We start from the raw sequence: 21,995 nt of genomic DNA, 5'->3' as shown, positions 1-21,995 counted from the left end.
CCCCACCATGCGCTGGTTCCTTGTCGTCTTTCTGGCCCTGATGTTCATCAGCTGGCTGTCGCCGTTTCTGCGCCGCATGGGTTTTGGGCGCTTGCCGGGGGACTTCCGTTTCCGGTGGCTGGGGCGGGACTGGGATGTACCGCTGGCGTCCACGCTGCTGCTGAGTTTTGTGGTCGGCCTGCTGACCAAGCTGCTGTAGCCCGTTTTTATGGGCCCGCAGCCTGCAAGGCGCTCAGGAATGCATGGCGCCACCAGTGCACATCCTGCCCACGGATGCGTGCCATGAGCTTCTGGTGGCGTGCCCGTCGCTCGGCCAGCGGCATCTGCAGCGCCTGCTGAATGCTGTCTGCCATGCCCTGGGTGTCGTAGGGGTTGACCAGCAAAGCCTCCTTGAGTTGCTCGGCAGCCCCGGCAAACCGTGACAACACCAGAACGCCCGGGTCGTCTGGGTCTTGCGCCACCACGTATTCCTTGGCGACCAGGTTCATGCCGTCGCGCAGCGGCGTGACCAGGCCCACGGCAGCGGCCCGGCACAGGCCTGGCACCCGTTTGCGTGCGACCATGCGGTGGATGTAACGCACGGGCATCCAGTTGAGCTCGCCATAGTCGCCATTCACCGAGCCACACAGGCCCTCCAGCTCTTGCCGCAGGTCGGCATAGGCATGCACGTCGTCGCGCGTGGGCGAGGCGATCATGATGAGTGTGGCGCTGTCGCGGTTTTCCGGGTAGCGGTCCAGCAGTTCGCGGAACGCGCGCACGCGGTGCGGAATGCCCTTGGAGTAGTCGAGCCGGTCAATGCCCAGCAACAGGCGCCTGCGCGAGTACTCGTCGCGCATGTTTTCGTAAGTCTCCACTGCGTCGGGCGCGTGGGTCAGGCGGGTGAACTCGTCCACATCGATGCCGATAGGAAACGATTGCACCACCACCGTAGCGCCGAACGCACGTACCCGCCGCTCGTCCAGTGCCTCGGCACTGCCTTCGTTGCGCACATAGCGCGTGAAATGCGACACGTCGGCCTCGCTCTGCAGGCCCACCAGGTCGTAGGCGAAGAGTGAGCGCATCAGCCACTCATGCTGAGGGATGGCCGCCATGATGAGCGGCGGCGGCATGGGGATGTGCAAGAAAAAGCCGATGCGCTGCTTGCAGCCCATGGCGCGCAGCTCGGCGGCCAGGGGGATGAGGTGGTAGTCGTGCACCCAGATGATGTCGTCATCCCGCAGCAAGGGCAGCAGCTTGCGTGCAAACATCTGGTTCACACGCCGGTACCCTGCGATGTAGCTGGCGTTGAAGTCGGCCAGATCCAGGCGGTAGTGGAAAACCGGCCAGAGCACGCTGTTGCTGTAGCCGTGGTAGTAGCTGTCGTGGTCTTCGCGGCACAGGTCGACGGTGGCGAGGGTCACGGCACCGGCCTGGCGGGTGTGCAGTTCGCCCTCGCCGGGCGTGCCGCCTTCGACCACGTTGCCGCTCCAGCCAAACCACAACCCTCCGGTCTGGTTCAGGGCTTCGCCCAGGGCGACGGCCAAGCCCCCTGCGGCGGGTTTGCGGGGATCTGCGAGGCGGTTGGAGATAACGACAAGACGGCTCATCGGTCGATCATCCCTGTAACAGGAGGTGCGGCGTTGTCAGACACCGCCTCAAATCACGCTGTCCCAGGGCGCCGAAAGGCGTACTGCGGCGTTGATCACGCCCACCATCGAATAGGTCTGCGGGAAGTTGCCCCACATCTCTCGGGTGTCGGGGTGCGTGTCTTCCGACAGCAGGCCCAGCGGGTTGCGGGCGGCCAGCATGGTCTCGAAGATGGCGCGCGCCTCGGCTTTGCGGCCAATCCGCGCCAGGGCATCGATGCGCCAGAAGGTGCAGATATTGAAGGCCGTCTCAGGCTTGCCGAAGTCGTCGGCCGCCTCATAGCGGCGCATGTAGGGGCCATCGCACAGGCTCTTTTCCATGGCCTCCACGGTGCTCACGAAGCGCGGGTCTTTCGGGTCGATGAGGCCGACCTCGGCCATCAGCAACACGCTGGCATCCAGCTCATGGCCGCCAAAACTCTCGGCAAAGGCCTGGCGCGATTCGCACCAGGATTTGTCGAGGATCTCGGTGCGCATGCGGTCTGCATGCTGTTGCCAGTGTTGGGCCCGATCGGCCAGTTGCAAGGTGACGGCGATCTTCGCAAGGCGGTCACACGCGGCCCAGCTCATCAGGGCCGATGAGGTGTGCACCCGGGCGCGCGTGCGCAGCTCCCACATGCCCGCATCGGGCTGGCCGTACACACGCACAGCGTTCTCGCCCACCTGTTCCAGCCGCGTGAACTCGGCCAGGCCCGCGCGGTGCAGCAGGCGGTGATCGTGGAACGCCTGGGCGGCGCCCAGCACGATGTTGCCGTACACATCGTGCTGGAAATGCTCGGCCGCCTGGTTGCCCACGCGCACAGGGCCCATGCCCCGGTAGCCCGCCAACTGGGGCACGAGGCTTTCAGGCAATTCCTTCTCCAGCCCGATGCCGTACAGCGGCTGGATGTGGCCGTCGCCACCTTCGACCACCACATTGCTCAGCCAGCGCAGGTAGTCCTCCATGGTGCCCACCTCGGAGATGCTGTTGAGCGCGCGCACCACAAAAAATGCATCGCGCAGCCAGCAGTAGCGGTAGTCCCAATTGCGGCCACTGTGGGCGGACTCGGGGATGCTGGTGGTCATGGCGGCCACGATGGCGCCGGTGTCTTCGTACAGCGAGAGCTTGAGCGTGATGGCCGCGCGAATCACGGCCTCCTGCCACTCCAGCGGCACGGCCAGGGCGCGGCTCCAGCTGCGCCAGTAGGCCGTGGTCTCTTGCTCGAACAGGCGCGCGGTGTCGGCAATGCCGTCCACCAGCGTCTCGTCGGCCCCCAGCAGAAAGTGATGATCGCGCGTGAGCACGAACGCCTGGCCCGACAACACATGCGAGATCGGCGCATCGGTGGACAGGCGCAAGGTCATGCTCTCACCCACGTAGCGGATGTGGTTGCTGCCGCGCGTGATCTCGGGCTCGGTCTGGCCCCAGTCATAGCGCACTTTGATCGCCACGCGGATGCGCGGCGCGCCCTGGAGGGGGCGCACCCGGCGCACCAGCGTCATGGGCCGAAAGTAGCGCGACCGGCTGTAAAAGCGCGGCGCAAAGTCGGTGATCTCCACGCCATGCCCCGCCTTGTCGAACAGCTGTGTGCGCAGGATGGCGGTGTTGGGCTCGTACCACTGGTGGGCTGAGGCCAGGTCTTCCAGCTCGATCGCGAAGTGGCTGCCGTCGTCGCCGGGCTGCAGCAGGGCGTTGAACACCGGGTCGCCATCAAAGCGTGGCAGGCAGCACCACACCATGCGGGCATGGTTGTCGATCAGTGCGCTGATGGCGCAGTTGCCGATCATTCCGAGGTTGAGCGAGCCCGTCTGGGGGCCATTGGCGGCTGTGTTCATCGTTCGCGCTCCAGGGTCGTGCGTGCAGAAGACAGCCAGCCGCGCAAGGCGGCAGATGTCATGCAGCGGTGTTGTGCCATGGTCGGCCCTTCGCCCACCTTGATGCCCCAGCCGCCCCGCGCCTGCACGGCGGCAAAACCCGTCTCGTCCGTGACGTCATCACCGACAAAGACCGGGATACGCCCGGCAAAAGGTGCCTGGGTCATGAAATCGGCGATGGCCTGGCCCTTGTGGGCGCCACAGGGCTTCACTTCAAAGACACATTTGCCGCAGAGCAGTTCCACGCCTTCCACATGGCGCATGGCACGGGCCAGCGTGTCGTGGCACAGCGCCTCCAGTTGCGGGGCCTGGCGGTAGTGCAGGGCCACGCTGACGCGCTTGGTCTCTACCAGCAGACCAGGGTGGCGCGCGGCAAGGCTCTGGGCCGCCTGCAAGACGAACCCCAGATCGGGAGCGGAGACGGCAGGGACGGAGGTGTTGCCCAGGCGGTATTGGGCGCCATGCTCGCTGGCCAGTGGCAGGCGCAACGGGGCCAGGAACCGGTCGATATCGGCCTCGGGCCGCCCGGTCACGATGGCCAGCGCGCCGCCCAGGTGGGTGTGCAGTGATGCGAGCGTGGGGGGCAGTCCTGATGCCACGCGTACCGCCTCGGGGCGCGGCGCCAGCTCGGTGAGTGTGCCGTCGAAGTCCAGAAAAAGCGCATGGGCAGTTGTCAGTAAGGGGAGCCGCTGCATGGGCCAAACCTTAGCAGACGCCATGAAGCTGACTTGCTAAAAGGGGGGATTCAATACGGGTAAACGCGCGCAACGTGTGCGACCCCTTGCAACATGCCAACGTCCGGGCGTGCCGGTCCCACTCTTGAAACGCGAAGCTTCTGCCGCAATGTATCAATGCCCTGTTCTTGCTTGAAACCGATTGCCCGCCCATGACCGAAGCCCTGCACATCGTCTGCCCGCATTGCCACACCACGAACCGGGTGCAAAGCGCCGATCTGGCCAACGCGCCCGATTGCGGAAAATGCCACCAAGGGCTTTTTGCGGGCGCCCCGCTGGAGCTGGACGGGGTAAGTTTTGACAAACATGTGGGACGCAGCCACATCCCGGTGCTGGTGGATTTTTGGGCGCCCTGGTGCGGGCCGTGCCGCCAGATGGCACCTGCTTTTGCTCAGGCTGCCCGGGAGCTGGAGCCGCGTGTGCGCTTGGCCAAGCTCAATACCGAAGATCTCCAGGCCATTGCGGCGCGTTACGCGATCCGCAGTATTCCGACCATGATTCTTTTCAAGCAAGGGCGTGAGGTGGCACGCATCTCGGGGGCGCTGGGTGCTGCGGACATTGTGCGCTGGGTGCAGACGGCCGCAGGCTGAAACGCAACGATCAGCGGATTCCCAGAACGCGGTCCAGCGATACATTGCCAGCGCCGCGCCCGGCCACATAAAGCATCAATCCCGCCCACGACAAATGGGTGGGCCAGGCATCGGGATAGACAAAAACCTGGATGACCAGCGTCATGCCCAGCAAGGCCACAGCCGACAGGCGGGTGAACAGGCCCAGCACGAGCAGGATGGGAAACACATGCTCGGCCACGGTGGCCATCTGCGCGGCCAGTTCGGGCGGCACCAGGGGCAGTTTGTATTCCTCGCGGAACAGCGCGTAGGCGCTGTCGGAGATCGTGAACCAGCCCTCGACCTTGGTGCGTGCCGACATCCAGAAGATGCTCGCCACGCCCACACGGTTGACCAGGGCCAGCAGGCTGTGGGGTGTGAGCCACGTGGCGACATCGGCCAGGCGGCCTAGCAACACACGCGGGCCTTTGGTGGAGGATGCGGGGACGTGGGTGGTGGCGCTGTTCGGGGTGTTCATGGGGCCTTCTCAGTCGGTGTGCGAGTGGTTTGAGATCAGGGCTCCCGCGTCCAGCAGGTTGCCCACCAGTGCGGAAAAATCGGTGGTCGGATCGGTGTCCAATGCGCGGGTGGCAGCAGCCTCCAGCGGGTGTCCTTGAGCGCAGGCGTCCATGAAGGCGACCCCTGCGTGTGCCAGTGGGCGCCAGGTGACTTCGGCATGGGGCCGCGTGAGCAGGCCGCCGTCGCCCCGCCAGGCCAGCGATTCGGGGACGTCCCAGCCCTCACGGTGGCACAACCAAAGGGTGTACGCCGGGTGCTCATCGCACCAGGACCAGCGGGCAGCGGGGTGGGGCTTCAGCCGCAGGCCGGCCAATGCAGCGGGGTCCTGACGGGCCAGCCACGCCCGGTCCACGGTGGCGGCGTCGGCGGCCAGATGGCATTCGGTCCAGCACCGGTCCAGGTGGGCAATAGCGGGCAGGTAGGGCAGCTCGGCGGCAGGTGCAAAACCGGCCAGGAAATCGCCCCATCCAGCGCCGTAGTCCATCAGCCGTCCGTCCGGGGGCGGCTGGGTGTGGGCATACACCGCCGCCGCTGCACGGAACCAGTCTGCGCCCACCAGCTGGCATACCGTGGGGTAGTTGGCCTGCAGCGCGTCGAGGCAGCCCTTGAGTACGGTGTTGCGGTACACGGCAAAGCCGGGCTGCGACTCCAGTGCCACCAGCCAGGGCGCGCGTGGTACCTGCCCGTCGCCCAGCAACGCGGCCGAGAAGCATTCCTGAAAGTCGCTCAACGGCATGGTGCGACCTCCTCGGTGTACATCGCCATGAGCGTGCGGTGGGCCTGCTCGCGTTCGCCCAGCAGTTCGTCGAAATGCGGCAGCTGGTCATCACGTTCGATGAGGGTAGGCAGCGGGCCTGCGCGCGCGACCACGTTTTGGTACAGCGACCACACGGCATGCGCCACCGGGGCGTCGTGGCTGTCGATGAGCAAGGCGTTGCCGTGCACAGGGTCCGCATGGTGACCCGCAAGGTGGATCTCGGCCACGGCGTGCAGGGGGAAAGCGTCGAGGTAATCCTGCGCGCTGAAGCCCAGGTTGTTCGCGCTGATGTAAACGTTGTTCACATCCAGCAGCAGGGCACAACCGGTGCGCTGCACCAGTTCGGCCAGAAAGCCGGTTTCTGCCCACTCGTGGCCATCGATGTGCAGGTAGTGCGTGGGGTTTTCGATCGCGATGGGCCGTTGCAGCACATCTTGCGTGCGCGCGATGTTGTCTGCAATGCGCTGCAGTGCCGCGGTTGTGCGGGGAAATGGCAGCAGGTCCGGCAGGTAATGCCCCCGCCAGGTAGACCAGGCCAGGTGCTCAGAGACCAGTGCGGGTTCTATGCGCCGGACCAGGCCTGCCAGCCGGGCCAGGTGCGCTGCATCGGGCGGTGCGTCGGCGGCCAGCGACAGCGACACGCCGTGCAGGGCTACGGGGTGGCGTGCCCGGATGGCCTCCAGCCAGGCCAGGCGTGGGCCGCCATCGGCCAGGTAGTTTTCGGGATGCACCTCCCACCACAGGCCGGGGGCGTTGCAGTGCAGCGCCTCGCCATAGTGCTGGGGCTTGAGGCCCAGGCCGGCGGTGAGGATCGGTGCCATGGTGTGCCCCGGGCCGGATCAGCTCTTCATGGGCGTCAGCATGCCCATGCCCTTGGGGGTCTTGATCGAGGCGCAGGTTCCGGCGGGTACGAACTTCCAGGCGTTGGCCTGGTAGTCCATCTTCGAGGTGCCCGCGCAGGTGGTGCCGGGACCCGCAGCGCAGTCGTTTTTGCCAGCCATCGAGACGCCGTAACACTTTTCCATGGCGGGTTTGGCGGCATCGGCCGGAGCGGTTTGGGCAATGGCGGCGCCGGAGGCCAGGGCGGCAAGGGCGAGGGCGCCGAGGCTGAGGGTGCGAGTGGTCATGATGGTGTTCTCCAGGTGTTGAGGGTTGAAACCGACCGGGGTACCGCACTGCGGTTCGTCCAAACTGCCCGATCTGCGTTGTAATTCGCGCAGTGCACCGGCCCGGTTACACCGCATCGACAAATAGTTGCGCGGTATTTATTTCGCGGGAGGTGTAACCGATGGACCTTTGGGTCCGAACTTCCCCCTAGGGAGACGCCATGGAGATTGTGGAAGAGCGGTTGCGCGGTTTGCTTTTGCAGGGGTTGGACGCCGATGCAGCTGCGTACCAGCGCTTTCTGAAAGAGCTGAGCGCCCACCTGCGCGCTTTTTTGCGCCGCCGCCTGATGCAACGGCCTGACGAAGTGGAGGATCTGGTGCAAGAGACATTGCTGGCGGTGCACAACCAGCGCCACACCTACCGGCCCGAGATGCCGGTGACGGCCTGGGTGCATGCGATTGCGCGCTACAAGCTCATCGACTGGTTCCGCTCGCACGCCGTGAAGGAAGGGCGCAACGACCCGCTGGACGATGCCAGCGAATTGTTTGCCAGCAGCGACAGCGAGGCTGCTGAAGCGCGGCGCGATCTGGGGCAATTGCTGCGGACGTTGCCCGACAAGCAGCGTCTGCCGATTGAGTACGTGAAGCTGGAAGGTTTGTCGGTGGTCGAGACGGCGCGCCTCACAGGGCTGTCGGAATCGGCCGTCAAAGTCGGCGTGCACCGGGGGCTCAAGGCCTTGGCCGCCAAGATCAGGGGAATGGCATGAAAACCGATGAATTGATCCACCTGCTGGCCCTGGATGACCGGCCGGTGCAGAACAACGCGATAGAGCGGCGTTTTGTGGTGGCCACGCTGGCGGGTATTGCGGGCGCCGCCGTACTGATGTTGGCCCTGTTCGGCCTGCGGCCCGATTTGCTGTCGACCATGGCGCTGCCCATGTTCTGGGGCAAGTTGGTGTTTGCGGCGGCCCTGGCGGCTGCCGGGCTGGCACTGCTGCGCCGCATGGCCCGCCCCGGCATGGCGCTGGGGCATGCCGTGCCGCTGCTGGCTTTGCCGCCGCTGGTGCTCTGGGCGATGGCGCTCCTGGCGCTGTCGCAGGTCTCCCCCGCCGAGCGATTGCCACTCATCCTGGGCAGCACCTGGCGCACCTGCCCATTCAATATTGCGGCGTTGTCGGTGCCTGCTTTTGTGGCCGGGTTTTGGGCACTCAAAGGTGCGGCGCCTACCCGTTTGGCCTGGGCCGGTGCAGGGGCTGGCCTGTTGGCGGGTGCGTTGGGCGCCTTGGTGTATGCGCTGCATTGCCCCGAGATGGCCACCCCGTTCCTGGCGGTCTGGTACCTGGCGGGCATGGCCATCCCGACGGCGCTGGGGGCGTTATTGGGCCCGCGCCTGCTGCACTGGTAATCGCGATCGGCGCAGTGGTCCGGTGGGCGGTGCTCGGGTCAGGCCGCAACCTGCTTGCTGTAGGCACGAAACACCGTGTCCAGCGTCCAGTCCAGCGATTCGTAGAGTGACTGCGCCGTGGTGTTGGTGTGTGCAGTGGTCAGGTCCATGCGCACCTTGCCATGGGCGCGTGCTGTGGCATCGGCTGCCATCAGCAGGCTACGCCCGGCGCCCGTCTTGCGCGCCGCAGCGGCCACGAACAGGTCGTACAGCGTGTAGATGGGCGCTGCCTCCACCGAGCAGAACGTGGGGTAGAGCTGGCAAAAGCCCACAGCCGCCTGTGACGCATCCAGCGCCAGCAGGATCACCGACTCTTGGCGCTCCAGCCGCTCGGCAACGAATGCGTGTGCTTTGGCGAGGTCTGGCGTCTGCTCGTAGAACTGCCGGTAGGCGTCAAACAGTGGCGCGATGGCGTCGGCGTCGGCCGGTGTGGCAGGGCGGATGTGCACAGCAGTCATGGCGGCTTTGGGATGGAAGAAGGGCGCGAAGAGGCGTGCGGGGTTTGCAAAACTGCACCCCGGATGAGGGGGGCGAGCGGACGCGGATTGTAGGAGCAGTTCTGCCCGCGTTTTGGGGCGCTGTGCGCAGGGTCAGGCCGCGTCGCCGTGGTGCACCAGCCACTGCGCCACCACGTCGACACGCCCCTGGTGGATCAATGCGCCCACCTGCGGGCCGCTCACGCCTTTGGCTGCGGCGTGCGCGGCAATGTCGCGCGTCACCAACGACTGCACCGCAGCCAGCACTGCTGCCAGGCGGGGGCGCTGCGGGTAGGCCGATTCTTCAAACCCCAGCCGTCCGCGTGCATCACATTCGCAGGCCAGCAGGATGTCGGCAAACCGCTCTGGCTTGCGGATCGCGTCGCAACGCTCCAGCAGGCGCAGCAGGGCGGCGGCCGACAACGTGCTGCTGCGGTGGATGTTGCCATGCTCGCGGGCGACCACATCGGCCGTCTCGCGGCAGTCCACAGGCACACGCAGGCGATCGGCCACGCCCCGGAGCAATTTGGCGCTGCGCTCCTCGTGCCCGATGTGGCGCGGCAGCAGGTCGGCCGGCGTGCTGCCTTTGCCCAGGTCGTGCGCCAGGCAGGCAAAACGCACCGTCAAGGGGGCTTGCAGCCGGGCCGACATGTCCAGCACCATCATCAGGTGCACGCCGGTGTCCACCTCGGGGTGGTATTCGGCGCGCTGGGGCACGCCCCACAGGCGCGCCACCTCGGGCAGCAGCACCTGCAGCGCGCCGCACTCGCGCAGCACCTCGAACATGCGCGAGGGTTTTTCTTCCATCAGCCCGCGCGCCAGCTCTTGCCACACGCGTTCGGCCACCAGGTGGTCCACCTCGCCATGCGCCACCATCTCGCGCATCAGCTGCATCGTCTCGGGCGCCACGGTGAAGTCGGTGAACCGTGCAGCAAACCGCGCCACGCGCAGGATGCGCACCGGGTCTTCGCGGAACGCATCGGTCACGTGGCGCAGCACCCGTGCCTCGATGTCTTTAGCGCCAGAATATGGATCAAATATGCCTCCAGCGCTTGTTCTATAAGCGCTAGTAGCTATTGCATTGATAGTAAGGTCGCGGCGCGACAGGTCTTCTTCCAGCGTCACATCGGGTGAGCTTTGCACCTCAAAACCCCGGTAACCCCGCCCGCTCTTGCGTTCGGTGCGCGCCAGCGCGTATTCCTCGCGCGTCTCGGGGTGCAGAAACACCGGAAAGTCGCGGCCCACGGGCAGATAGCCCAGCTCCAGCATCTGCTCGGGCGTGGCGCCCACCACCACCCAGTCGTGGTCATTCACGGGCCGGCCCAGCAGCTTGTCGCGGACCGCGCCGCCCACCATGTAGATTTGCATCGGCATAGTTTAGGCCGGGCCCTCGGCCTTATATTCCAGCCCACCATGCCCCTATCGTCCGAACTATCCGACCTCACCATTGCCCAGCTCAACCCCGACGGCAGCGTGCCCGTGCCCACGGCGCCCGACGCAGCGGCCAACGCGGCGGCCGAAGCCCTGCAGCGCGAGGCGCAGCTGGAAGCGCTCAAGACCCAGGTGGAGGGTTTGAAGGAGATCCTGGCCAAGCCGCTCAATGACATCCTGGCCGAGCACGATAAGTTTAAAGAGGTGGCGGCTGCGTGGGATTCCTATGGCGCGATGTGGATGCTGTCGCAGCGTGCCATGCGCCGCGTGGCAATGGACCTGGCCGCCGCGCAGGGGGTGAGCGAAGAAGACGTGGTGGCCCGCGCGATGGTTTATGCCAACCAGGTGCTCAATACCGAGGACGAAGATCTGGGTGGCAGCATGGCCCCGGCCCAGCTCGCGCACATCGCACGGCACAAGGCGTTTTTGCGCAAGCAGTTTCGGTAGCGGGGTCGGTCTGCCCGTGCCCGTTCAGCGGAACATAGGCCGGAAAAAGCTCCGTTCATAGCTCACTATGCAGCCCGTCTCCTTGGCGTAACGGAACGCCGCCTGGCATTCCGCGTCCTGCATCGACGCCTCGCGGTACCGCTCGTAGGCCGCAAGGCTGTCGAAGGTGAACAGCGCCAGCGCGATGTTGTTGGCGCCCTCGCTGGGCATGAAATAGCCGTGGTGCTGGCCGCCGAATTTCTCGACCAGCGGGATCCACCGTTTTCCGTAGTGTTCGAACTCTGTCAGCTTGCTGGTGTTAAGCACGTAGCGCAGGTAGATGGTGACGGCCATGGTGGTGCTCAGCCTTCGGTATGGCGCAGGCGATAGGGTTCTTCGAAGTCCAGAAAGTCCTTCTCGGCCAGGGCGTCGTCGATCCAGGCCTTCACGCCGGGCAGGGTGCGCACACGCTGCACATAGGCGGCGATGTGGGGTGGCACGGGCAGGGCGTAGGTGTGCAGGCGCATGCACACGGGGGCAAAGTAGGCGTCGGCCACGGTGAACTCGCCAAAAAGCAGCGGGCCGCCATGTTCTTGCAGCAGTGCGCTCCACATGTCCACCAGGCGCTGGACGTCGGCGCGCACACCCGCTTGGTCGCGCCAGATCAGGGCACCGGTGTCGGCAAGGTTCGCTTCGATGTTCATGGGGCAGTGGCTTCGCAGGGCGGTGAAGCCGCTGTGCATTTCGGCGCAGACGCTGCGGGCGCGTGCACGGGCTTTGGCGTCTTTGGGCCAAAGAATCTTGTCGGGGTGGGTTTCGGCCACGTATTCGGCAATGGCCAGGGTGTCCCACACCACCAGGTCATCATCCATCAGCACGGGCACCTTGCCCGCAGGGTTTACGGCGCCAATGGCGCGCTTGAACGCCGAGTCGGCGTCGAAGCTGTCAAAGCGCACGCGCACTTCTTCAAACGCAATGCCAGCCTGGCGCAACAGCACCCAGGGGCGCATGGACCAGGACGAGTAGTTCTTGTTGCCGATGTAGAGCTTGAGCATGGGGGCGCCTGAAAATATGGGGTGAGCCCGCCATGCTAGCGGCTGCCGGGCGCTCCGGCGATGCCAAAAAACCGCTTGAATGATGCGCTGCGCGCATCACAGACCGCATCAGTGGGTCAGAACGGCCATACCACCCCGTTGTCGTTCAGGATGGCATCGAGCGGCAGGTCGAACGCCTCGGGCTCGAAGTCGTCCAGGTAGCCGTGGGTAAAACCCAGGCCCACGGTGAACGGCTTGGGCTGCAGCGTGGCCAGCGTGCGGTCATAAAAACCACCGCCGTAACCCAGCCGATAGCCGCCCGGCGCGTAGCCCACGCAGGGCACAAACAGCAGCGTGGGCACGATGACCTCGGTGTCCTTGGGCTTGGGGATGCCGTAGGCGTCTTCTTCCATCGGGCAGCCGGGGTGCCAGGCATGGAAAGTCAGGGTCTTGTGCACTTTGTCGACCACCGGCAGGCCGATGCGGCGGCGCTGGGGCTCGTCCAGCAGCTCGCCGTCTTCCTTCCAGCGGTGCAGGGCGGGCAGGGGGTCGAATTCACCCTTGATGGGCCAGTAGGCGCCGATCACCGTATCTGGCCGGTTCACCAGCCAGATGCGCATCACCTGTTGTAACAGGTCGGCCCGCTGTAGGCGGTCGGGCAGGTTGAGGCGTTCTTCTATCAATGCGCGCCGAAGGGCTGCTTTGTCCATCAGATAATTCCCCCATGCAATTTCTCAGAGCGATTCTGACACCCCTTGTGGCCGCCACCCTGCTGGCCGCCACCGCGCCCCTTGTCATGGCGCAAAACCGTGGTGACGATACCCTGCTGGAGATGCAGCAGGCGTTCCGCAAGAGCGACCGCAAGAAGCTGGAGCAGCTCCTGCCCGTCGCAAAGGGCCATGCGCTCGAACCGTGGGCTGCTTACTGGGAGTTGAAGGTGCGTTTGGGCGAGGCCTCGCCGCAGGAGATCCAGTCTTTTCTGCAGCGCTACGCCGGCAGCTACCAGGAAGACCGCCTGCGCAACGACTGGCTGCTGCTGCTGGGCCAGCGGCGCGACTGGGGACGATTTGCCGAACAACACCCCAGCTACCGCATGTCGGATGACCGCGAGGTGCGTTGTTATGCGCTGCTGATCGACCATATCAAGGGCACGGCACCCGCCACGGCGGCTGACGAGGTGCGCAGCAATTGGTATGGCATCCGCGATGCGGACGATGGATGCACCCATGCGGCGGGCGAGCTGCATGGCGCCAAGAAGCTCAGCGCGCTGGACATTTGGCGCAAGGCGCGTCTGGGTGTGGAGGCCAACCGCCCGCGCGTGGTGCGCAATGCGGTGGAAATCGTTGCCCCCGATGCGCTGCCCCAGCTGAAGGATGTGCTTGATACCCCCAGCAAATACCTGCTGGGCCGGGCCACGGCACGCGGCAAGGTGCGGCAAGAGTTGGTGTTGCTGGCCCTGGTCAAACTGGCTGGGAGCGACCCGGACGGTGCTGCCCAGCAGCTCGACAGCAAGTGGAGCGTGCACCTCTCGCCCGAGGAGCGCAACTGGGCCTGGGGCGTGATCGGCAAGGCGGCGGCCCAAAAACTGTCGAGCGATGCGGTGGGCCACTTTGCCAATGTCACCAAGGACAGCGACCTCAACGACGACTTGCTCGGCTGGAAGGTGCGCGCCGCGCTGCGCGCAGGCCAGTGGAAGACGGTGGGCAAGGCGGTAGACGCCATGTCCCCCGAGGCCCGCCAGGACAGCACCTGGGTGTACTGGAAGGCGCGCTCGCTACTGGCGGGCCGTCCCAGCGAGACCGACCGTGCCGAGGCACGCCAGCTGTTCGAAGGCATTGCCGGCACGCGCGGCTTCTACGAGCAACTGGCACTGGAGGAGCTGGGCCAGCGCATCACCGTGCCGCCCGCCCCCGCCCCCCTCACGGCCGACGAAAAAGCCGCCGCCCGCGCCAATCCGGGGCTCAACCGGGGCCTGTACGCGATCCTGCTCGGCCTGCGCAGCGAGGGCGTGCGCGAGTGGAACTACACCACCAACCTGCACCAGAGCGGCGGCATGCCCGACCGCGAGTTGCTGGCCGCCGCCGACTTCGCCTGCCAGCGCGAGGTGTGGGATCGCTGCATCAACACCAGTGAACGCACCAAGGGCGTGATCGAGGTCACCCAGCGTTTTCCTACGCCGTTCCGCAACGCGGTGCTGGAGCGTGCCCAAGGCATCGGCATCGACCCGGCCTATGTCTATGGCCTGATTCGGCAGGAAAGCCGCTTTGTGATGGATGCGCGCTCTCATGTGGGTGCTTCGGGCCTGATGCAGGTGATGCCGGCCACGGCCCGCTGGACGGCCAAGAAAATAGGTTTGACCAATTTCACCGCCGACCAGATCACCGACCGCGACACCAACATCACCATCGGCACCGCCTACCTCAAGCTGGCACTGGACGACTTTGCGGGTTCCATGCCGATGGCCGCTGCGGCCTACAACGCAGGCCCTGGCCGCCCACGCAGCTGGCGCAACGGCCCCGTGCTGGACGCCGCCATCTGGGCCGAAAACGTGCCCTTTGCCGAGACGCGCGACTATGTGAAGAAGGTGCTGTCCAACACCACCAACTACGCGGCCATGCTCACCGGCCTGCCCCAGTCCCTCAAGAGCCGCCTGGGCACCATCGGCCCGCGCGACGCGGCGTTGCCCGAGGTGAACAAGGACTTGCCCTGAGTCAGCGGCAGAGTCCGTTCAGCGAGAGTGATTTGCTATAAATAGAAGAGCTTTTGACGCTTTATGTATAAGCGCTCAAGCGCATTCTTATAAAAATGAGGGGGATGTCATGAAGAAGCTGGCGTGGATGGCCTGTGCGGCCTTGGTGGTGGCGTGGGGCGTTGGCGTCCAGGCGCAACCTGTGTACAAATGGGTCGATGCCGACGGCAAGACCCATTACGGGTCACAGCCCCCACCAGCCAAGCAGGATACCGAGCCTCTGAAGCTGCAAAGCAACAACGGCAGTGGCAGCGGCGGAGCATCCGGCAGCAAGGGCGCCAGCGCCAAGGGCGCGCAGCAGTACAACCCGGACGGCACCAAAAAGGTCTCCAAGGATGTGGAGGAATTTGGTGATGGGCTCAAGAAGGCGCTGGGCACGGTGGACAGCAAGCAGGTGCCACTCAACTGCGCCACCGCCGTGGACAACATCCACTACCAGGCGGACCTGATGTTGGAAGTGGGCCAGAAGAACGTGCGCGATGGCTACATGACGCAGGCCGCTTTTGATTCTGCCGCGCCCCAAATCAGAGAAAACAAGGGCAAATACAGCGTGTCGGACTGCCAGGGGTCATCGGGCAACAAGAAGTCGTTTTACCAGTGCATGTCCAGCAGCAAGAACCATGTGACGGGTTGCGGCAATCAACACAAGCACTGACGGGGTCGCCCTGATGCGCTGTGGCGCCTTCCGCCAGAGGGGCACAGCACCCTTGCCGTTGCCGGCTGGGCCGCAGCGAGGGTGCGCAGTTAGCCGGGGCACACCGCTGCGCCTGGGTGACGGCCTCACACGTTGTGCAGCAGCTCGCCCTGGCGCACGGCGGCGCCAGACCGCACCAGTTCATCCGCCAGGCTTTGCAACCATTGCGTCTCGGTCTGCCCTGCAAAGTGCCGCTCGCGCAGCATGCCGAAATATGGTGTGGCCTGCGCCCACGATGTGAGGTCAGGCAGGCTGATCTGCTGCCATTCCAGCAGCTTGTATTTGAGCAGCACCTTGGCCGCGTAGAGCGCGTGTTTGCCGGGATTGCGTACAAAGCCGTCCAGCCGGCGGCGGGCGCCGTCGATGGCGCGGGGGGCATCGGCGAAAACCGGCCCGTGGCCCGGTATCACCACCTGCGGCGCCAGCTTTTCGATCACATCCAGCGTGGCGGCGACCTCGGCAAAGGCATCTTCACCCTCCAGTTCGGGGAAGACCACGCCAAACCCGTTCTCCCACAGCGCGTCGGCCGAGATCAGCACGCGGCCCTGGGGTTCGAACAGCACCACCGAGTGCGGGTCGTGCCCCGGCGCAGCATGCACCTGCCAGGGCTTGTCGCCCAGCAGCACACAAGAGCCGGGCAGCAGAAGGGTGTCGGCCCGAAAAGGCGGGCACTCTTGGCCTGTGGGGGTGTAGCTCAGCGCGTAGGCGTCCCACTGGCGCACATGGTCCGCCTGGCCGGGCGGAATGGCGGTGAGCACGCCGGGCCAGGCCTTTTGCAACGCCGCGTTGCCGCCGCAGTGGTCGCTGTGCAGATGGGTGTTGAGGATGCGATCCAGCGCGCGGCCCGCAAGCGCATCCTGCACCAGGGCCACAGTCTGCGTGGCGTGGCTGCAGTAGCCGGTGTCCACGATGGCGGTGTCGTGTTGGCCGATGAAGAGGACGTTGTTGGCCGACAGCCAGCCGCGTTCGAGAACGGTGATTTCGCGGGGCAGGAGATCGTGGGGCGCTGGGCGGGTGGGCATGGGAAAAGATGGTTGCTGTGCGGTCAAAGGCTGTTGGCAGCGTACCGCAGCACGGCGGGCCGCAACGCCCTCCAAAACCCGCAAAGAGCAGCCCTTGACCCCTTCCCCTCGCCGCGGGGAAGAGGAAGGGGGCGCAGTTGGCGCCTATTTTTGTGTGCGCAACTCGCGCCGCAGGATCTTGCCCACATTGCTCTTGGGCAACTCGTCGCGGAACTCGATGTACTTGGGGCGCTTGTAGCCGGTGAGGTTCTGGTGGCAGTAGTTGGCCACTTCGTCCTCGGTCAGGGCCGGGTCGTTCTTGATGATGAACACCTTGATGGCCTCGCCCTGCTTCTCGTCGGGGATGCCAATGGCCGCACATTCCACCACGCCGGGGCACAGGCTGATGACCTGCTCCAGCTCGTTGGGGAACACGTTGAAGCCGCTCACCAGGATCATGTCCTTCTTGCGGTCGATGATGCGGGTGTAGCCAGCCGCGTCCATGATGCCGATGTCGCCCGTGCGCATGAAGCCGTCGGGCGTGAAAGCTTTGGCGTTCTCTTCGGGCTGGTTGTAGTAACCCACCATCACATTGGGGCCGCGGATGCAGATCTCGCCCGATTCGCCCTGGGGCAGGCTGTTGCCTTCGTCGTCCTTGATGGCAATGTCGATGCCCGGCAGCGGCAGGCCGATGGTGCCGCTGAACTCGGTGTTGGTCACGGGGTTGTTGGTGCCGATGGCGCAGGTCTCGCTCATGCCCCAGCCTTCGATCATGGTGCTGCCGGTCACTTTCTGCCACTGCTTGGCCGTGCCCTCGCTGGCCGCCATGCCCCCGGCCTGTGACACGCACAGGTGCGAGAAGTCCAGCGTCTTGAACTGCGGGTTTTGCAGCAGCGCGTTGAACAGCGTGTTCACCGCAGGCAGCATGTGGAAGGGGCGTTTTTTGAGTTCGGCAATGAACTTGGGAATGTCGCGCGGGTTGGGGATCAGCGTGAGGCTGGAGCCCTGGCGGATGGCCAGCAGGCACAGCGTGAGCGCGAAGATGTGGTACAGCGGCAGCGCGGCAATGCTGTTGGCCTTGGAGAGGTCGCCCACCTTGGACAGCGCGGGCGTGAACCAGGCCTCGGCCTGCAGCGTGGCGGCCACGATGTTGCGGTGGGTGAGCACCGCGCCCTTGGACAGGCCCGTGGTGCCGCCCGTGTACTGCAGGAAGGCAACCGAGTCGAGCGTGGCCTGGCTGGGCGCCAGCGACTTGTGCTCGCCCAGCGACAGCGCCTTCTTGAAGGTGACGACCTTGCGGCCGTTCGACAGCGGCAGGTCATAGGCGGGCACCATCTTGGCCAGGTGGCGCACGGCAAAGGTGATCCATTTGCCGAACCAGAAGCCCAGCAGGTCGCCCATGGATGCCATCACCACCTGCTTGACGGCCGTGTGGTCAATGACATCGGCCAGCGTGTGGGCAAAGTTCTCCAGGATCACGATGGCCGTGGCGCCCGAATCCTTGAGCTGGTGCTGCAGCTCGCGGGCTGTGTACAACGGGTTCACGTTGACGCAGGTGTAACCCGCGCGCAGCACGGCGGCCATGGTCACGCCAAACTGCGGAATGTTGGGCAGCATGATGGCCACGCGCGCACCAGGCTCCAGCCCCAGGCTTTGCAGGTAGGCGCCCAGTGCGGCCGAGCGGCGTTCCAGCTCGCCGTAGGTCATCCACTGGTCCATGCAGACCGAGAACGGGCTCGATGCGTGTTTGCGGAACGACTCTTCCAGCAGGTGGGCCACAGAGCGGTATTGCTCGGGCTTCACCTCATGCGGGACGCCCGGGGGGTAGCTCTTGAGCCAGATCTTTTCCATGCGCTTGATTCCTTGTGCTCGCCAAATGCCATTGATAGGTGGGCACAGATTGTGGAAGGCGGGCGGGCAACGGGCTATCGGGCTTGTCCTAGTGTGTTTATGAGTTGGGTCCCGCAGGTGACAGGATCGGCGTCGAACAATTGGTCCATCAGTGCCCGCTCACGCTGCTCGATGGTGGCCAGGAACTGCTCCACCCCGCCGCGCTGGCGTGCGAGCTGGCCGAAGGTGTCAAAGCCCGCCTCCAGAAACTTCTGCAGCGCGCCCATGCCAGCGGCGTTCGCCGGGCCGCGCATCATGCGCAGCATCATCCGCAGGCCGGGCGTGCGCGTAAGGCGCGCCAGGTCGGTGCCCATGGCCAGCACCCGTTTGAGCTGCTCCTGGCGCGCATGGCGCTGGCCCACGGCGCGCCAGGCGGCGGTGTATCGGGCGGCGTCGCTCGTTGCGTCGGCTTCATGCGCCAGCCACGCGCGGCCCATGTCCTGGTCCAGCCCTTCGGTCTGCGCGTGCAGCACGGCCAGGGCCACAGCGGTGTTCACCACCGGTTGGGGGAACATGGTTTGCAGCGTGCCCGCAATGCGCCCAAACTGCAGGTCGCGGTCGGTGTAGTCGGTGTCGCTGTACAGCTCTTCCAGAAAGAACTGCGCTGCGGGCCCGAACGAGGGCGAGCCCATCAGGTCCGCGTAGGTGCCCCGAAAGCGCCGCGCCTGCAGGCTTTTGACGCTGCCCACAGCCGCCCCAGCGCCGGATCGCCCGTGCGGTGCAGGCGCTGGGCGGTCACGTCGGCAATGGCATCGCGGATGGTCTGGGCGGCATCCATGGGGCGGGGTCCTTTCTGCGTTCTGCGGTGTCGGGCTGTGGTCAGACCGCACAATGCGTCTGGTCAATTACAACATCTGCCCATCACCACCATCATGATCGCGCGCTGGCAACGAATCCTTCTCCTGTGCATCCTGCTGGTCATGGCCGCGTGGTTGATGTGGCAGTGGCCCCAATCGCCTTGGCACGCCGTGCTGGGAGCGTTGTTGCCGCTGGGTATTTACCTGATGGTGATGGCGGTGGAGTTTGTGCTGATGCACCTCACCAACCGCGCCGACGCAGCGCCCCGTGCACGTCAGTTGCAGGTGATAAGCGCCTGGTGGGCCGAGGTATGGGTGGCTTTGCTGGTTTTTTGTTGGCGCCAGCCGTTTCGCCACCAGTCCACCCCCGACTGGCTGCCCGCGCAGGCCACGGGGAAACGCGGCGTGGTGCTGGTGCATGGCTTCATGTGCAACCGCGGCTTGTGGCTGCCGTGGTTTGCCCATTTGCACGCCCGGGGCCATGCCTATGTGGCGGTGAATCTGGAGCCGGTGATGGGCTCGATTGACGAGTACGCGGACATCATCGAAGACGCTGTGCGCAGGGTGACGGCAGCCACCGGGCAGGCGCCGGTGTTGTTGTGCCACAGCATGGGCGGGCTGGCGGTGCGGGCGTGGCTGCGGGCGCACCAGGCAGATGGCCGTGTGCACCGGGTGCTGACGCTGGGCACGCCGCATGGCGGTACATGGCTGGGGCGCTTCAGCCGGGCGGTGAACGGGCGGCAGATGAGTCTGGCCGGGGACTGGGTGGTGGCGCTGCAGCGGGCCGAGCCAGCGGGGCGGGCGGCGTTGTTTACGTGCTGGTATTCCAACTGCGACAACATCGTGTTCCCTGCGACCACGGCGGCGTTGGCGGGGGCCGATAACCGGTTGGTGGAGGGGGTGGCGCATGTGCAGATGGCGTTGGATGCGGGGGTGATGAAGGATTGTCTCGAAGAGATAGGTCGAGCTTAGTTTTTGCTTGTTTTGGCCTCTAGCGCATGTCCATGAAGCGCTGGTAGCTATTTTTTAGATAGCGCTCTGATTTCCACAGTACCGTCCGGGCTGGGCCTGCCGGAGCCAGGGCGCCCACCCCAATCCGTTCGGGCTGAGCTTGTCGAAGTCAGTGCGTGCCCTCACCCGTTCGGGCTGAGCCTGTCGAAGCTTGGGCGTGCTGGTCGGGTCAGAGTGCTTGGGTTGAGGGCGGAGGCCGGGAGTCGCCCGGCTTGCGAGTAACTTTCTTTTGCTTCGCCAAAAGAAAGTCACCAAAGAAAAGGCGACCCCCAGTCTGCGACCCCTTCGCTTCGTTACGGGGCGACCTGCGACGGGGCGGTTGCGGGGTGCGCCGTGGAACTCACTTCGCGCTGCGCGCTACGTTCAAACAGCCACGGCGAGCTAGACAACGAGGCATGGGCGCTTCGACGCCCATGCTCACCCCGCAACCGCCCCGCCGCAGGCGCAGCCAGCAGGGGTGGGGAGCCGAACAGCCAAACATCCACACGGGCCATCGCTCCGCTCGGCCTAGGCTGCGCAGCGCTAAGCGCTTGCGCCCGCGAAACGGGGCCGAGCGCAGCGCAGCGAAGCAATGGCCCGAGCGGATGTCTGATCCCCCGGGTTCCCTTCAGGATGCGCCGAGGAGCGCAGGGGCCAGCGGATCAGGGCTCGCGATTGTCTGAGCGCAGCGAGTTCGAGCGAGACCCCGCTGGACGCGAGCACCGCAGGTTTACCCTCGCGCCCGCAAGGGCGTGTGGGGACGCAGCGTGTAGGGTCGCCTTTTCTTTGGTGGCTTTCTTTTGGCGAAGCAAAAGAAAGCCACTGCGCCGCCGGGCGCACACCTCGGCCTCCGCCCTGAAGCCAAGCATGCGGTCGGGTGAGCGCACAGCTTCGACAAGCTCAGACCGAACGGTTATGGATACCGAAATACTACAAAAATAATAGCTACTGGCGCTTTTTATATAAGCGCCACAGCCCTATTTCATTCAAAAATCAAGCCGTCACCACATCCCGCTCATCCGCAGCAAACTCCGGCAGCCCCTGCAACCGCTCATAAATCGGCGCAAAGTCCGCCGCCGTCATCTCAAACAGCTGCTCAAAACTGTCGATCACAAAATACGTTTGCTGGTACGTATCGATCTTGTAGCGCGTGCGCATGGTGCGCTCCAGCTGAAGCGGTCTGCGCTGCGGCTCGGGGCTCTGCACCGAGTACGCCAGTTCGCCCGACGAACTCAAAATGCCGGCGCCATACGCCCGCAGCTCCCCCGCCTCGCGGATCAGGCCGAACTCGATCGTGTACCAGTACAAGCGGCTCAGCATCTCGCACGACCCCAGCCCCTGCGCCTTCAGCCCGCCCTGGCCATAGCGCTGCACATAGTCGGCAAACACCGGGTTGAACAGCAGCGGCACATGGCCGAACAGGTCGTGAAAGATGTCGGGCTCGACGATGTACTCGAACTCTTCGGGCTTGCGGATCCAGTCCGTCACCGGGAATTGGCGGTTGGCCAGCAAGGTAAAAAAGGGCACTTCGGGGATCAGGCCGGGCACGCCCACCAGCTCCCAGCCTGTGGCCTTGTACAGGCGCTCGTTCACCTCCTCAAAACGCGGAATGCGGTCGCTCGCGCCCAGTGAGGGCAGGGCGTCGATGAACGCCTGGCTCGCCAGGCCGGGTAGCAGCGCGCGCTGGCGCTCATACAGGCGCCGGTAGGTGTCGTGGTCGGCGGCGGTGTAGGCCGCGTAGTCCTGCGGGCAGGTGTAGTCCTCGCTGGCACGCGAGTAATCGCCCCGGGGTGGGCGGGTGGATTGGCCATAGACGACAGGGGCTTGTCCCATTTTTTTCTCCTTTGCCGCCATGGTCCG

The 21,995-nt window shown here is 65.2% G+C and carries 25 protein-coding genes; 8 read left to right on the top strand and 17 right to left on the bottom strand.

The features are described 5' to 3' along the window. Window positions 1–7: 7 nt before the first annotated feature. Window positions 8–199: a DUF2905 domain-containing protein gene (locus CLU85_RS20340; protein ID WP_100411870.1), complete on the top strand. Its 192-nt coding sequence runs from the start codon at window positions 8–10 to the stop codon at window positions 197–199. Window positions 200–206: 7 nt separating this feature from the next. Here CLU85_RS20340 and otsA read toward each other — a convergent pair whose 3' ends face one another. From otsA to otsB, 3 genes are read right to left on the bottom strand one after another with little or no spacing between them, the layout of a single operon-like run. Further along, window positions 207–1,586: an alpha,alpha-trehalose-phosphate synthase (UDP-forming) gene (gene otsA, locus CLU85_RS20335; protein ID WP_100411869.1), complete on the bottom strand. Its 1,380-nt coding sequence runs from the start codon at window positions 1,584–1,586 to the stop codon at window positions 207–209. 48 nt (window positions 1,587–1,634) lie between these two features. Beyond that, window positions 1,635–3,440, bottom strand: coding sequence for a glycoside hydrolase family 15 protein (locus CLU85_RS20330; protein ID WP_100411868.1), 1,806 nt, complete (start codon window positions 3,438–3,440; stop codon window positions 1,635–1,637). Then, window positions 3,437–4,174, bottom strand: coding sequence for a trehalose-phosphatase (gene otsB / locus CLU85_RS20325; protein ID WP_100411867.1), 738 nt, complete (start codon window positions 4,172–4,174; stop codon window positions 3,437–3,439). The genes CLU85_RS20330 and otsB overlap by 4 nt, the downstream gene beginning before the upstream one ends. A gap of 191 nt (window positions 4,175–4,365) precedes the next feature. On the opposite strand from otsB, the gene trxC reads away from it, so the two are divergent. Next, on the top strand, window positions 4,366–4,803 hold the full coding sequence (gene trxC, locus CLU85_RS20320) for a thioredoxin TrxC (RefSeq protein ID WP_100411866.1): 438 nt from the start codon (window positions 4,366–4,368) through the stop codon (window positions 4,801–4,803). 10 nt (window positions 4,804–4,813) lie between these two features. Here trxC and CLU85_RS20315 read toward each other — a convergent pair whose 3' ends face one another. From CLU85_RS20315 to CLU85_RS20300, 4 genes are read right to left on the bottom strand one after another with little or no spacing between them, the layout of a single operon-like run. Further along, a complete protein-coding gene (locus tag CLU85_RS20315; RefSeq protein ID WP_100411865.1) occupies window positions 4,814–5,299 on the bottom strand; it encodes a DoxX family protein in 486 nt (161 codons plus the stop codon). Between the two features lie 9 nt (window positions 5,300–5,308). Continuing rightward, window positions 5,309–6,076: a DNA-binding domain-containing protein gene (locus CLU85_RS20310; RefSeq protein WP_100411864.1), complete on the bottom strand. Its 768-nt coding sequence runs from the start codon at window positions 6,074–6,076 to the stop codon at window positions 5,309–5,311. Further along, window positions 6,067–6,918 (bottom strand): DUF692 domain-containing protein, encoded by an 852-nt coding sequence (locus CLU85_RS20305; RefSeq protein WP_100411863.1) that lies wholly within the window; start codon window positions 6,916–6,918, stop codon window positions 6,067–6,069. The genes CLU85_RS20310 and CLU85_RS20305 overlap by 10 nt, the downstream gene beginning before the upstream one ends. A gap of 18 nt (window positions 6,919–6,936) precedes the next feature. Next, a complete protein-coding gene (locus CLU85_RS20300; RefSeq protein ID WP_100411862.1) occupies window positions 6,937–7,224 on the bottom strand; it encodes a DUF2282 domain-containing protein in 288 nt (95 codons plus the stop codon). Between the two features lie 200 nt (window positions 7,225–7,424). Between CLU85_RS20300 and CLU85_RS20295 the strand changes: the two genes are divergently transcribed. Both CLU85_RS20295 and CLU85_RS20290 read left to right on the top strand, forming a co-directional pair. Beyond that, window positions 7,425–7,970, top strand: a complete 546-nt coding sequence (locus CLU85_RS20295; protein ID WP_100411861.1) for a sigma-70 family RNA polymerase sigma factor — start codon at window positions 7,425–7,427, stop codon at window positions 7,968–7,970. Beyond that, the gene (locus CLU85_RS20290) at window positions 7,967–8,608 is read left to right on the top strand and encodes an NrsF family protein (protein WP_100411860.1); all 642 of its coding nucleotides are present in this window, start codon (window positions 7,967–7,969) and stop codon (window positions 8,606–8,608) included. Before CLU85_RS20295 ends, CLU85_RS20290 begins: the two co-directional genes overlap by 4 nt. Window positions 8,609–8,646: 38 nt before the next feature. Here CLU85_RS20290 and CLU85_RS20285 read toward each other — a convergent pair whose 3' ends face one another. Beyond that, window positions 8,647–9,105, bottom strand: coding sequence for a GNAT family N-acetyltransferase (locus CLU85_RS20285; protein ID WP_100411859.1), 459 nt, complete (start codon window positions 9,103–9,105; stop codon window positions 8,647–8,649). Between the two features lie 132 nt (window positions 9,106–9,237). Beyond that, window positions 9,238–10,491 carry a multifunctional CCA addition/repair protein gene (locus CLU85_RS20280; protein WP_100411858.1) on the bottom strand — a complete coding sequence of 418 codons (1,254 nt, stop codon included), beginning with the start codon at window positions 10,489–10,491 and terminating at the stop codon, window positions 9,238–9,240. A 45-nt stretch (window positions 10,492–10,536) separates the two neighbouring features. Here CLU85_RS20280 and CLU85_RS20275 point away from each other — a divergent pair, with 45 nt between their 5' ends. After that, window positions 10,537–11,001 (top strand): hypothetical protein, encoded by a 465-nt coding sequence (locus tag CLU85_RS20275; protein ID WP_100411857.1) that lies wholly within the window; start codon window positions 10,537–10,539, stop codon window positions 10,999–11,001. 24 nt (window positions 11,002–11,025) lie between these two features. Here CLU85_RS20275 and CLU85_RS20270 read toward each other — a convergent pair whose 3' ends face one another. The 3 genes from CLU85_RS20270 to CLU85_RS20260 form a co-directional block, all read right to left on the bottom strand. Continuing rightward, the gene (locus CLU85_RS20270; protein ID WP_100411856.1) at window positions 11,026–11,334 is read right to left on the bottom strand and encodes an NIPSNAP family protein; all 309 of its coding nucleotides are present in this window, start codon (window positions 11,332–11,334) and stop codon (window positions 11,026–11,028) included. Window positions 11,335–11,342: 8 nt separating this feature from the next. After that, a complete protein-coding gene (locus CLU85_RS20265; RefSeq protein ID WP_100411855.1) occupies window positions 11,343–12,035 on the bottom strand; it encodes a glutathione S-transferase family protein in 693 nt (230 codons plus the stop codon). A 116-nt stretch (window positions 12,036–12,151) separates the two neighbouring features. After that, window positions 12,152–12,724 (bottom strand): 5-formyltetrahydrofolate cyclo-ligase, encoded by a 573-nt coding sequence (locus CLU85_RS20260; protein ID WP_100411854.1) that lies wholly within the window; start codon window positions 12,722–12,724, stop codon window positions 12,152–12,154. Between the two features lie 14 nt (window positions 12,725–12,738). On the opposite strand from CLU85_RS20260, the gene CLU85_RS20255 reads away from it, so the two are divergent. Beyond that, window positions 12,739–14,724 carry a lytic transglycosylase domain-containing protein gene (locus CLU85_RS20255; protein WP_100411853.1) on the top strand — a complete coding sequence of 662 codons (1,986 nt, stop codon included), beginning with the start codon at window positions 12,739–12,741 and terminating at the stop codon, window positions 14,722–14,724. A 109-nt stretch (window positions 14,725–14,833) separates the two neighbouring features. Further along, on the top strand, window positions 14,834–15,418 hold the full coding sequence (locus CLU85_RS20250; protein WP_100411852.1) for a DUF4124 domain-containing protein: 585 nt from the start codon (window positions 14,834–14,836) through the stop codon (window positions 15,416–15,418). 125 nt (window positions 15,419–15,543) lie between these two features. On the opposite strand, the gene CLU85_RS20245 is transcribed toward CLU85_RS20250, so the two are convergent. The 4 genes from CLU85_RS20245 to CLU85_RS23470 all read right to left on the bottom strand — a co-directional run bounded on the left by CLU85_RS20245 (window position 15,544) and on the right by CLU85_RS23470 (window position 19,126). Then, window positions 15,544–16,479, bottom strand: a complete 936-nt coding sequence (locus CLU85_RS20245; RefSeq protein ID WP_100411851.1) for an MBL fold metallo-hydrolase — start codon at window positions 16,477–16,479, stop codon at window positions 15,544–15,546. A gap of 144 nt (window positions 16,480–16,623) precedes the next feature. Continuing rightward, window positions 16,624–18,309 carry an AMP-binding protein gene (locus CLU85_RS20240; RefSeq protein WP_100411850.1) on the bottom strand — a complete coding sequence of 562 codons (1,686 nt, stop codon included), beginning with the start codon at window positions 18,307–18,309 and terminating at the stop codon, window positions 16,624–16,626. 74 nt (window positions 18,310–18,383) lie between these two features. After that, entirely contained in the window at window positions 18,384–18,980 is a 597-nt protein-coding gene (locus CLU85_RS20235) for a hypothetical protein (protein ID WP_232727883.1), read from the bottom strand. Beyond that, the gene (locus CLU85_RS23470) at window positions 18,980–19,126 is read right to left on the bottom strand and encodes a hypothetical protein (protein ID WP_232727882.1); all 147 of its coding nucleotides are present in this window, start codon (window positions 19,124–19,126) and stop codon (window positions 18,980–18,982) included. The genes CLU85_RS20235 and CLU85_RS23470 overlap by 1 nt, the downstream gene beginning before the upstream one ends. Before the next feature lie 94 nt (window positions 19,127–19,220). Here CLU85_RS23470 and CLU85_RS20230 point away from each other — a divergent pair, with 94 nt between their 5' ends. Then, window positions 19,221–20,117: a triacylglycerol lipase gene (locus tag CLU85_RS20230; RefSeq protein WP_198509224.1), complete on the top strand. Its 897-nt coding sequence runs from the start codon at window positions 19,221–19,223 to the stop codon at window positions 20,115–20,117. 1,011 nt (window positions 20,118–21,128) lie between these two features. Here the strand turns inward: CLU85_RS20230 and phhA are convergent. Further along, window positions 21,129–21,968, bottom strand: coding sequence for a phenylalanine 4-monooxygenase (gene phhA / locus CLU85_RS20225; protein WP_100411849.1), 840 nt, complete (start codon window positions 21,966–21,968; stop codon window positions 21,129–21,131). Window positions 21,969–21,995 lie beyond the last annotated feature (27 nt).

The organism is Acidovorax sp. 69 (assembly GCF_002797445.1).
In the GTDB taxonomy this organism is placed as follows: domain Bacteria; phylum Pseudomonadota; class Gammaproteobacteria; order Burkholderiales; family Burkholderiaceae_C; genus Acidovorax.
The sequence above is the reverse complement of the archived record's forward strand: the minus strand, read 5'-3'. Positions and strand labels throughout refer to the sequence as shown.

Bases quoted from the DNA above. Each gene is read 5' to 3' on its own strand.
- CLU85_RS20340 (WP_100411870.1), top strand. From the start codon at position 8: ATGCGCTGGTTCCTTGTCGTCTTTCTGGCCCTGATGTTCATCAGCTGG.
- otsA (WP_100411869.1), bottom strand. From the start codon at position 1,586: ATGAGCCGTCTTGTCGTTATCTCCAACCGCCTCGCAGATCCCCGCAAA.
- CLU85_RS20330 (WP_100411868.1), bottom strand. From the start codon at position 3,440: ATGAACACAGCCGCCAATGGCCCCCAGACGGGCTCGCTCAACCTCGGA.
- otsB (WP_100411867.1), bottom strand. From the start codon at position 4,174: ATGCAGCGGCTCCCCTTACTGACAACTGCCCATGCGCTTTTTCTGGAC.
- trxC (WP_100411866.1), top strand. From the start codon at position 4,366: ATGACCGAAGCCCTGCACATCGTCTGCCCGCATTGCCACACCACGAAC.
- CLU85_RS20315 (WP_100411865.1), bottom strand. From the start codon at position 5,299: ATGAACACCCCGAACAGCGCCACCACCCACGTCCCCGCATCCTCCACC.
- CLU85_RS20310 (WP_100411864.1), bottom strand. From the start codon at position 6,076: ATGCCGTTGAGCGACTTTCAGGAATGCTTCTCGGCCGCGTTGCTGGGC.
- CLU85_RS20305 (WP_100411863.1), bottom strand. From the start codon at position 6,918: ATGGCACCGATCCTCACCGCCGGCCTGGGCCTCAAGCCCCAGCACTAT.
- CLU85_RS20300 (WP_100411862.1), bottom strand. From the start codon at position 7,224: ATGACCACTCGCACCCTCAGCCTCGGCGCCCTCGCCCTTGCCGCCCTG.
- CLU85_RS20295 (WP_100411861.1), top strand. From the start codon at position 7,425: ATGGAGATTGTGGAAGAGCGGTTGCGCGGTTTGCTTTTGCAGGGGTTG.
- CLU85_RS20290 (WP_100411860.1), top strand. From the start codon at position 7,967: ATGAAAACCGATGAATTGATCCACCTGCTGGCCCTGGATGACCGGCCG.
- CLU85_RS20285 (WP_100411859.1), bottom strand. From the start codon at position 9,105: ATGACTGCTGTGCACATCCGCCCTGCCACACCGGCCGACGCCGACGCC.
- CLU85_RS20280 (WP_100411858.1), bottom strand. From the start codon at position 10,491: ATGCAAATCTACATGGTGGGCGGCGCGGTCCGCGACAAGCTGCTGGGC.
- CLU85_RS20275 (WP_100411857.1), top strand. From the start codon at position 10,537: ATGCCCCTATCGTCCGAACTATCCGACCTCACCATTGCCCAGCTCAAC.
- CLU85_RS20270 (WP_100411856.1), bottom strand. From the start codon at position 11,334: ATGGCCGTCACCATCTACCTGCGCTACGTGCTTAACACCAGCAAGCTG.
- CLU85_RS20265 (WP_100411855.1), bottom strand. From the start codon at position 12,035: ATGCTCAAGCTCTACATCGGCAACAAGAACTACTCGTCCTGGTCCATG.
- CLU85_RS20260 (WP_100411854.1), bottom strand. From the start codon at position 12,724: ATGGACAAAGCAGCCCTTCGGCGCGCATTGATAGAAGAACGCCTCAAC.
- CLU85_RS20255 (WP_100411853.1), top strand. From the start codon at position 12,739: ATGCAATTTCTCAGAGCGATTCTGACACCCCTTGTGGCCGCCACCCTG.
- CLU85_RS20250 (WP_100411852.1), top strand. From the start codon at position 14,834: ATGAAGAAGCTGGCGTGGATGGCCTGTGCGGCCTTGGTGGTGGCGTGG.
- CLU85_RS20245 (WP_100411851.1), bottom strand. From the start codon at position 16,479: ATGCCCACCCGCCCAGCGCCCCACGATCTCCTGCCCCGCGAAATCACC.
- CLU85_RS20240 (WP_100411850.1), bottom strand. From the start codon at position 18,309: ATGGAAAAGATCTGGCTCAAGAGCTACCCCCCGGGCGTCCCGCATGAG.
- CLU85_RS20235 (WP_232727883.1), bottom strand. From the start codon at position 18,980: ATGGGCTCGCCCTCGTTCGGGCCCGCAGCGCAGTTCTTTCTGGAAGAG.
- CLU85_RS23470 (WP_232727882.1), bottom strand. From the start codon at position 19,126: ATGGATGCCGCCCAGACCATCCGCGATGCCATTGCCGACGTGACCGCC.
- CLU85_RS20230 (WP_198509224.1), top strand. From the start codon at position 19,221: ATGATCGCGCGCTGGCAACGAATCCTTCTCCTGTGCATCCTGCTGGTC.
- phhA (WP_100411849.1), bottom strand. From the start codon at position 21,968: ATGGGACAAGCCCCTGTCGTCTATGGCCAATCCACCCGCCCACCCCGG.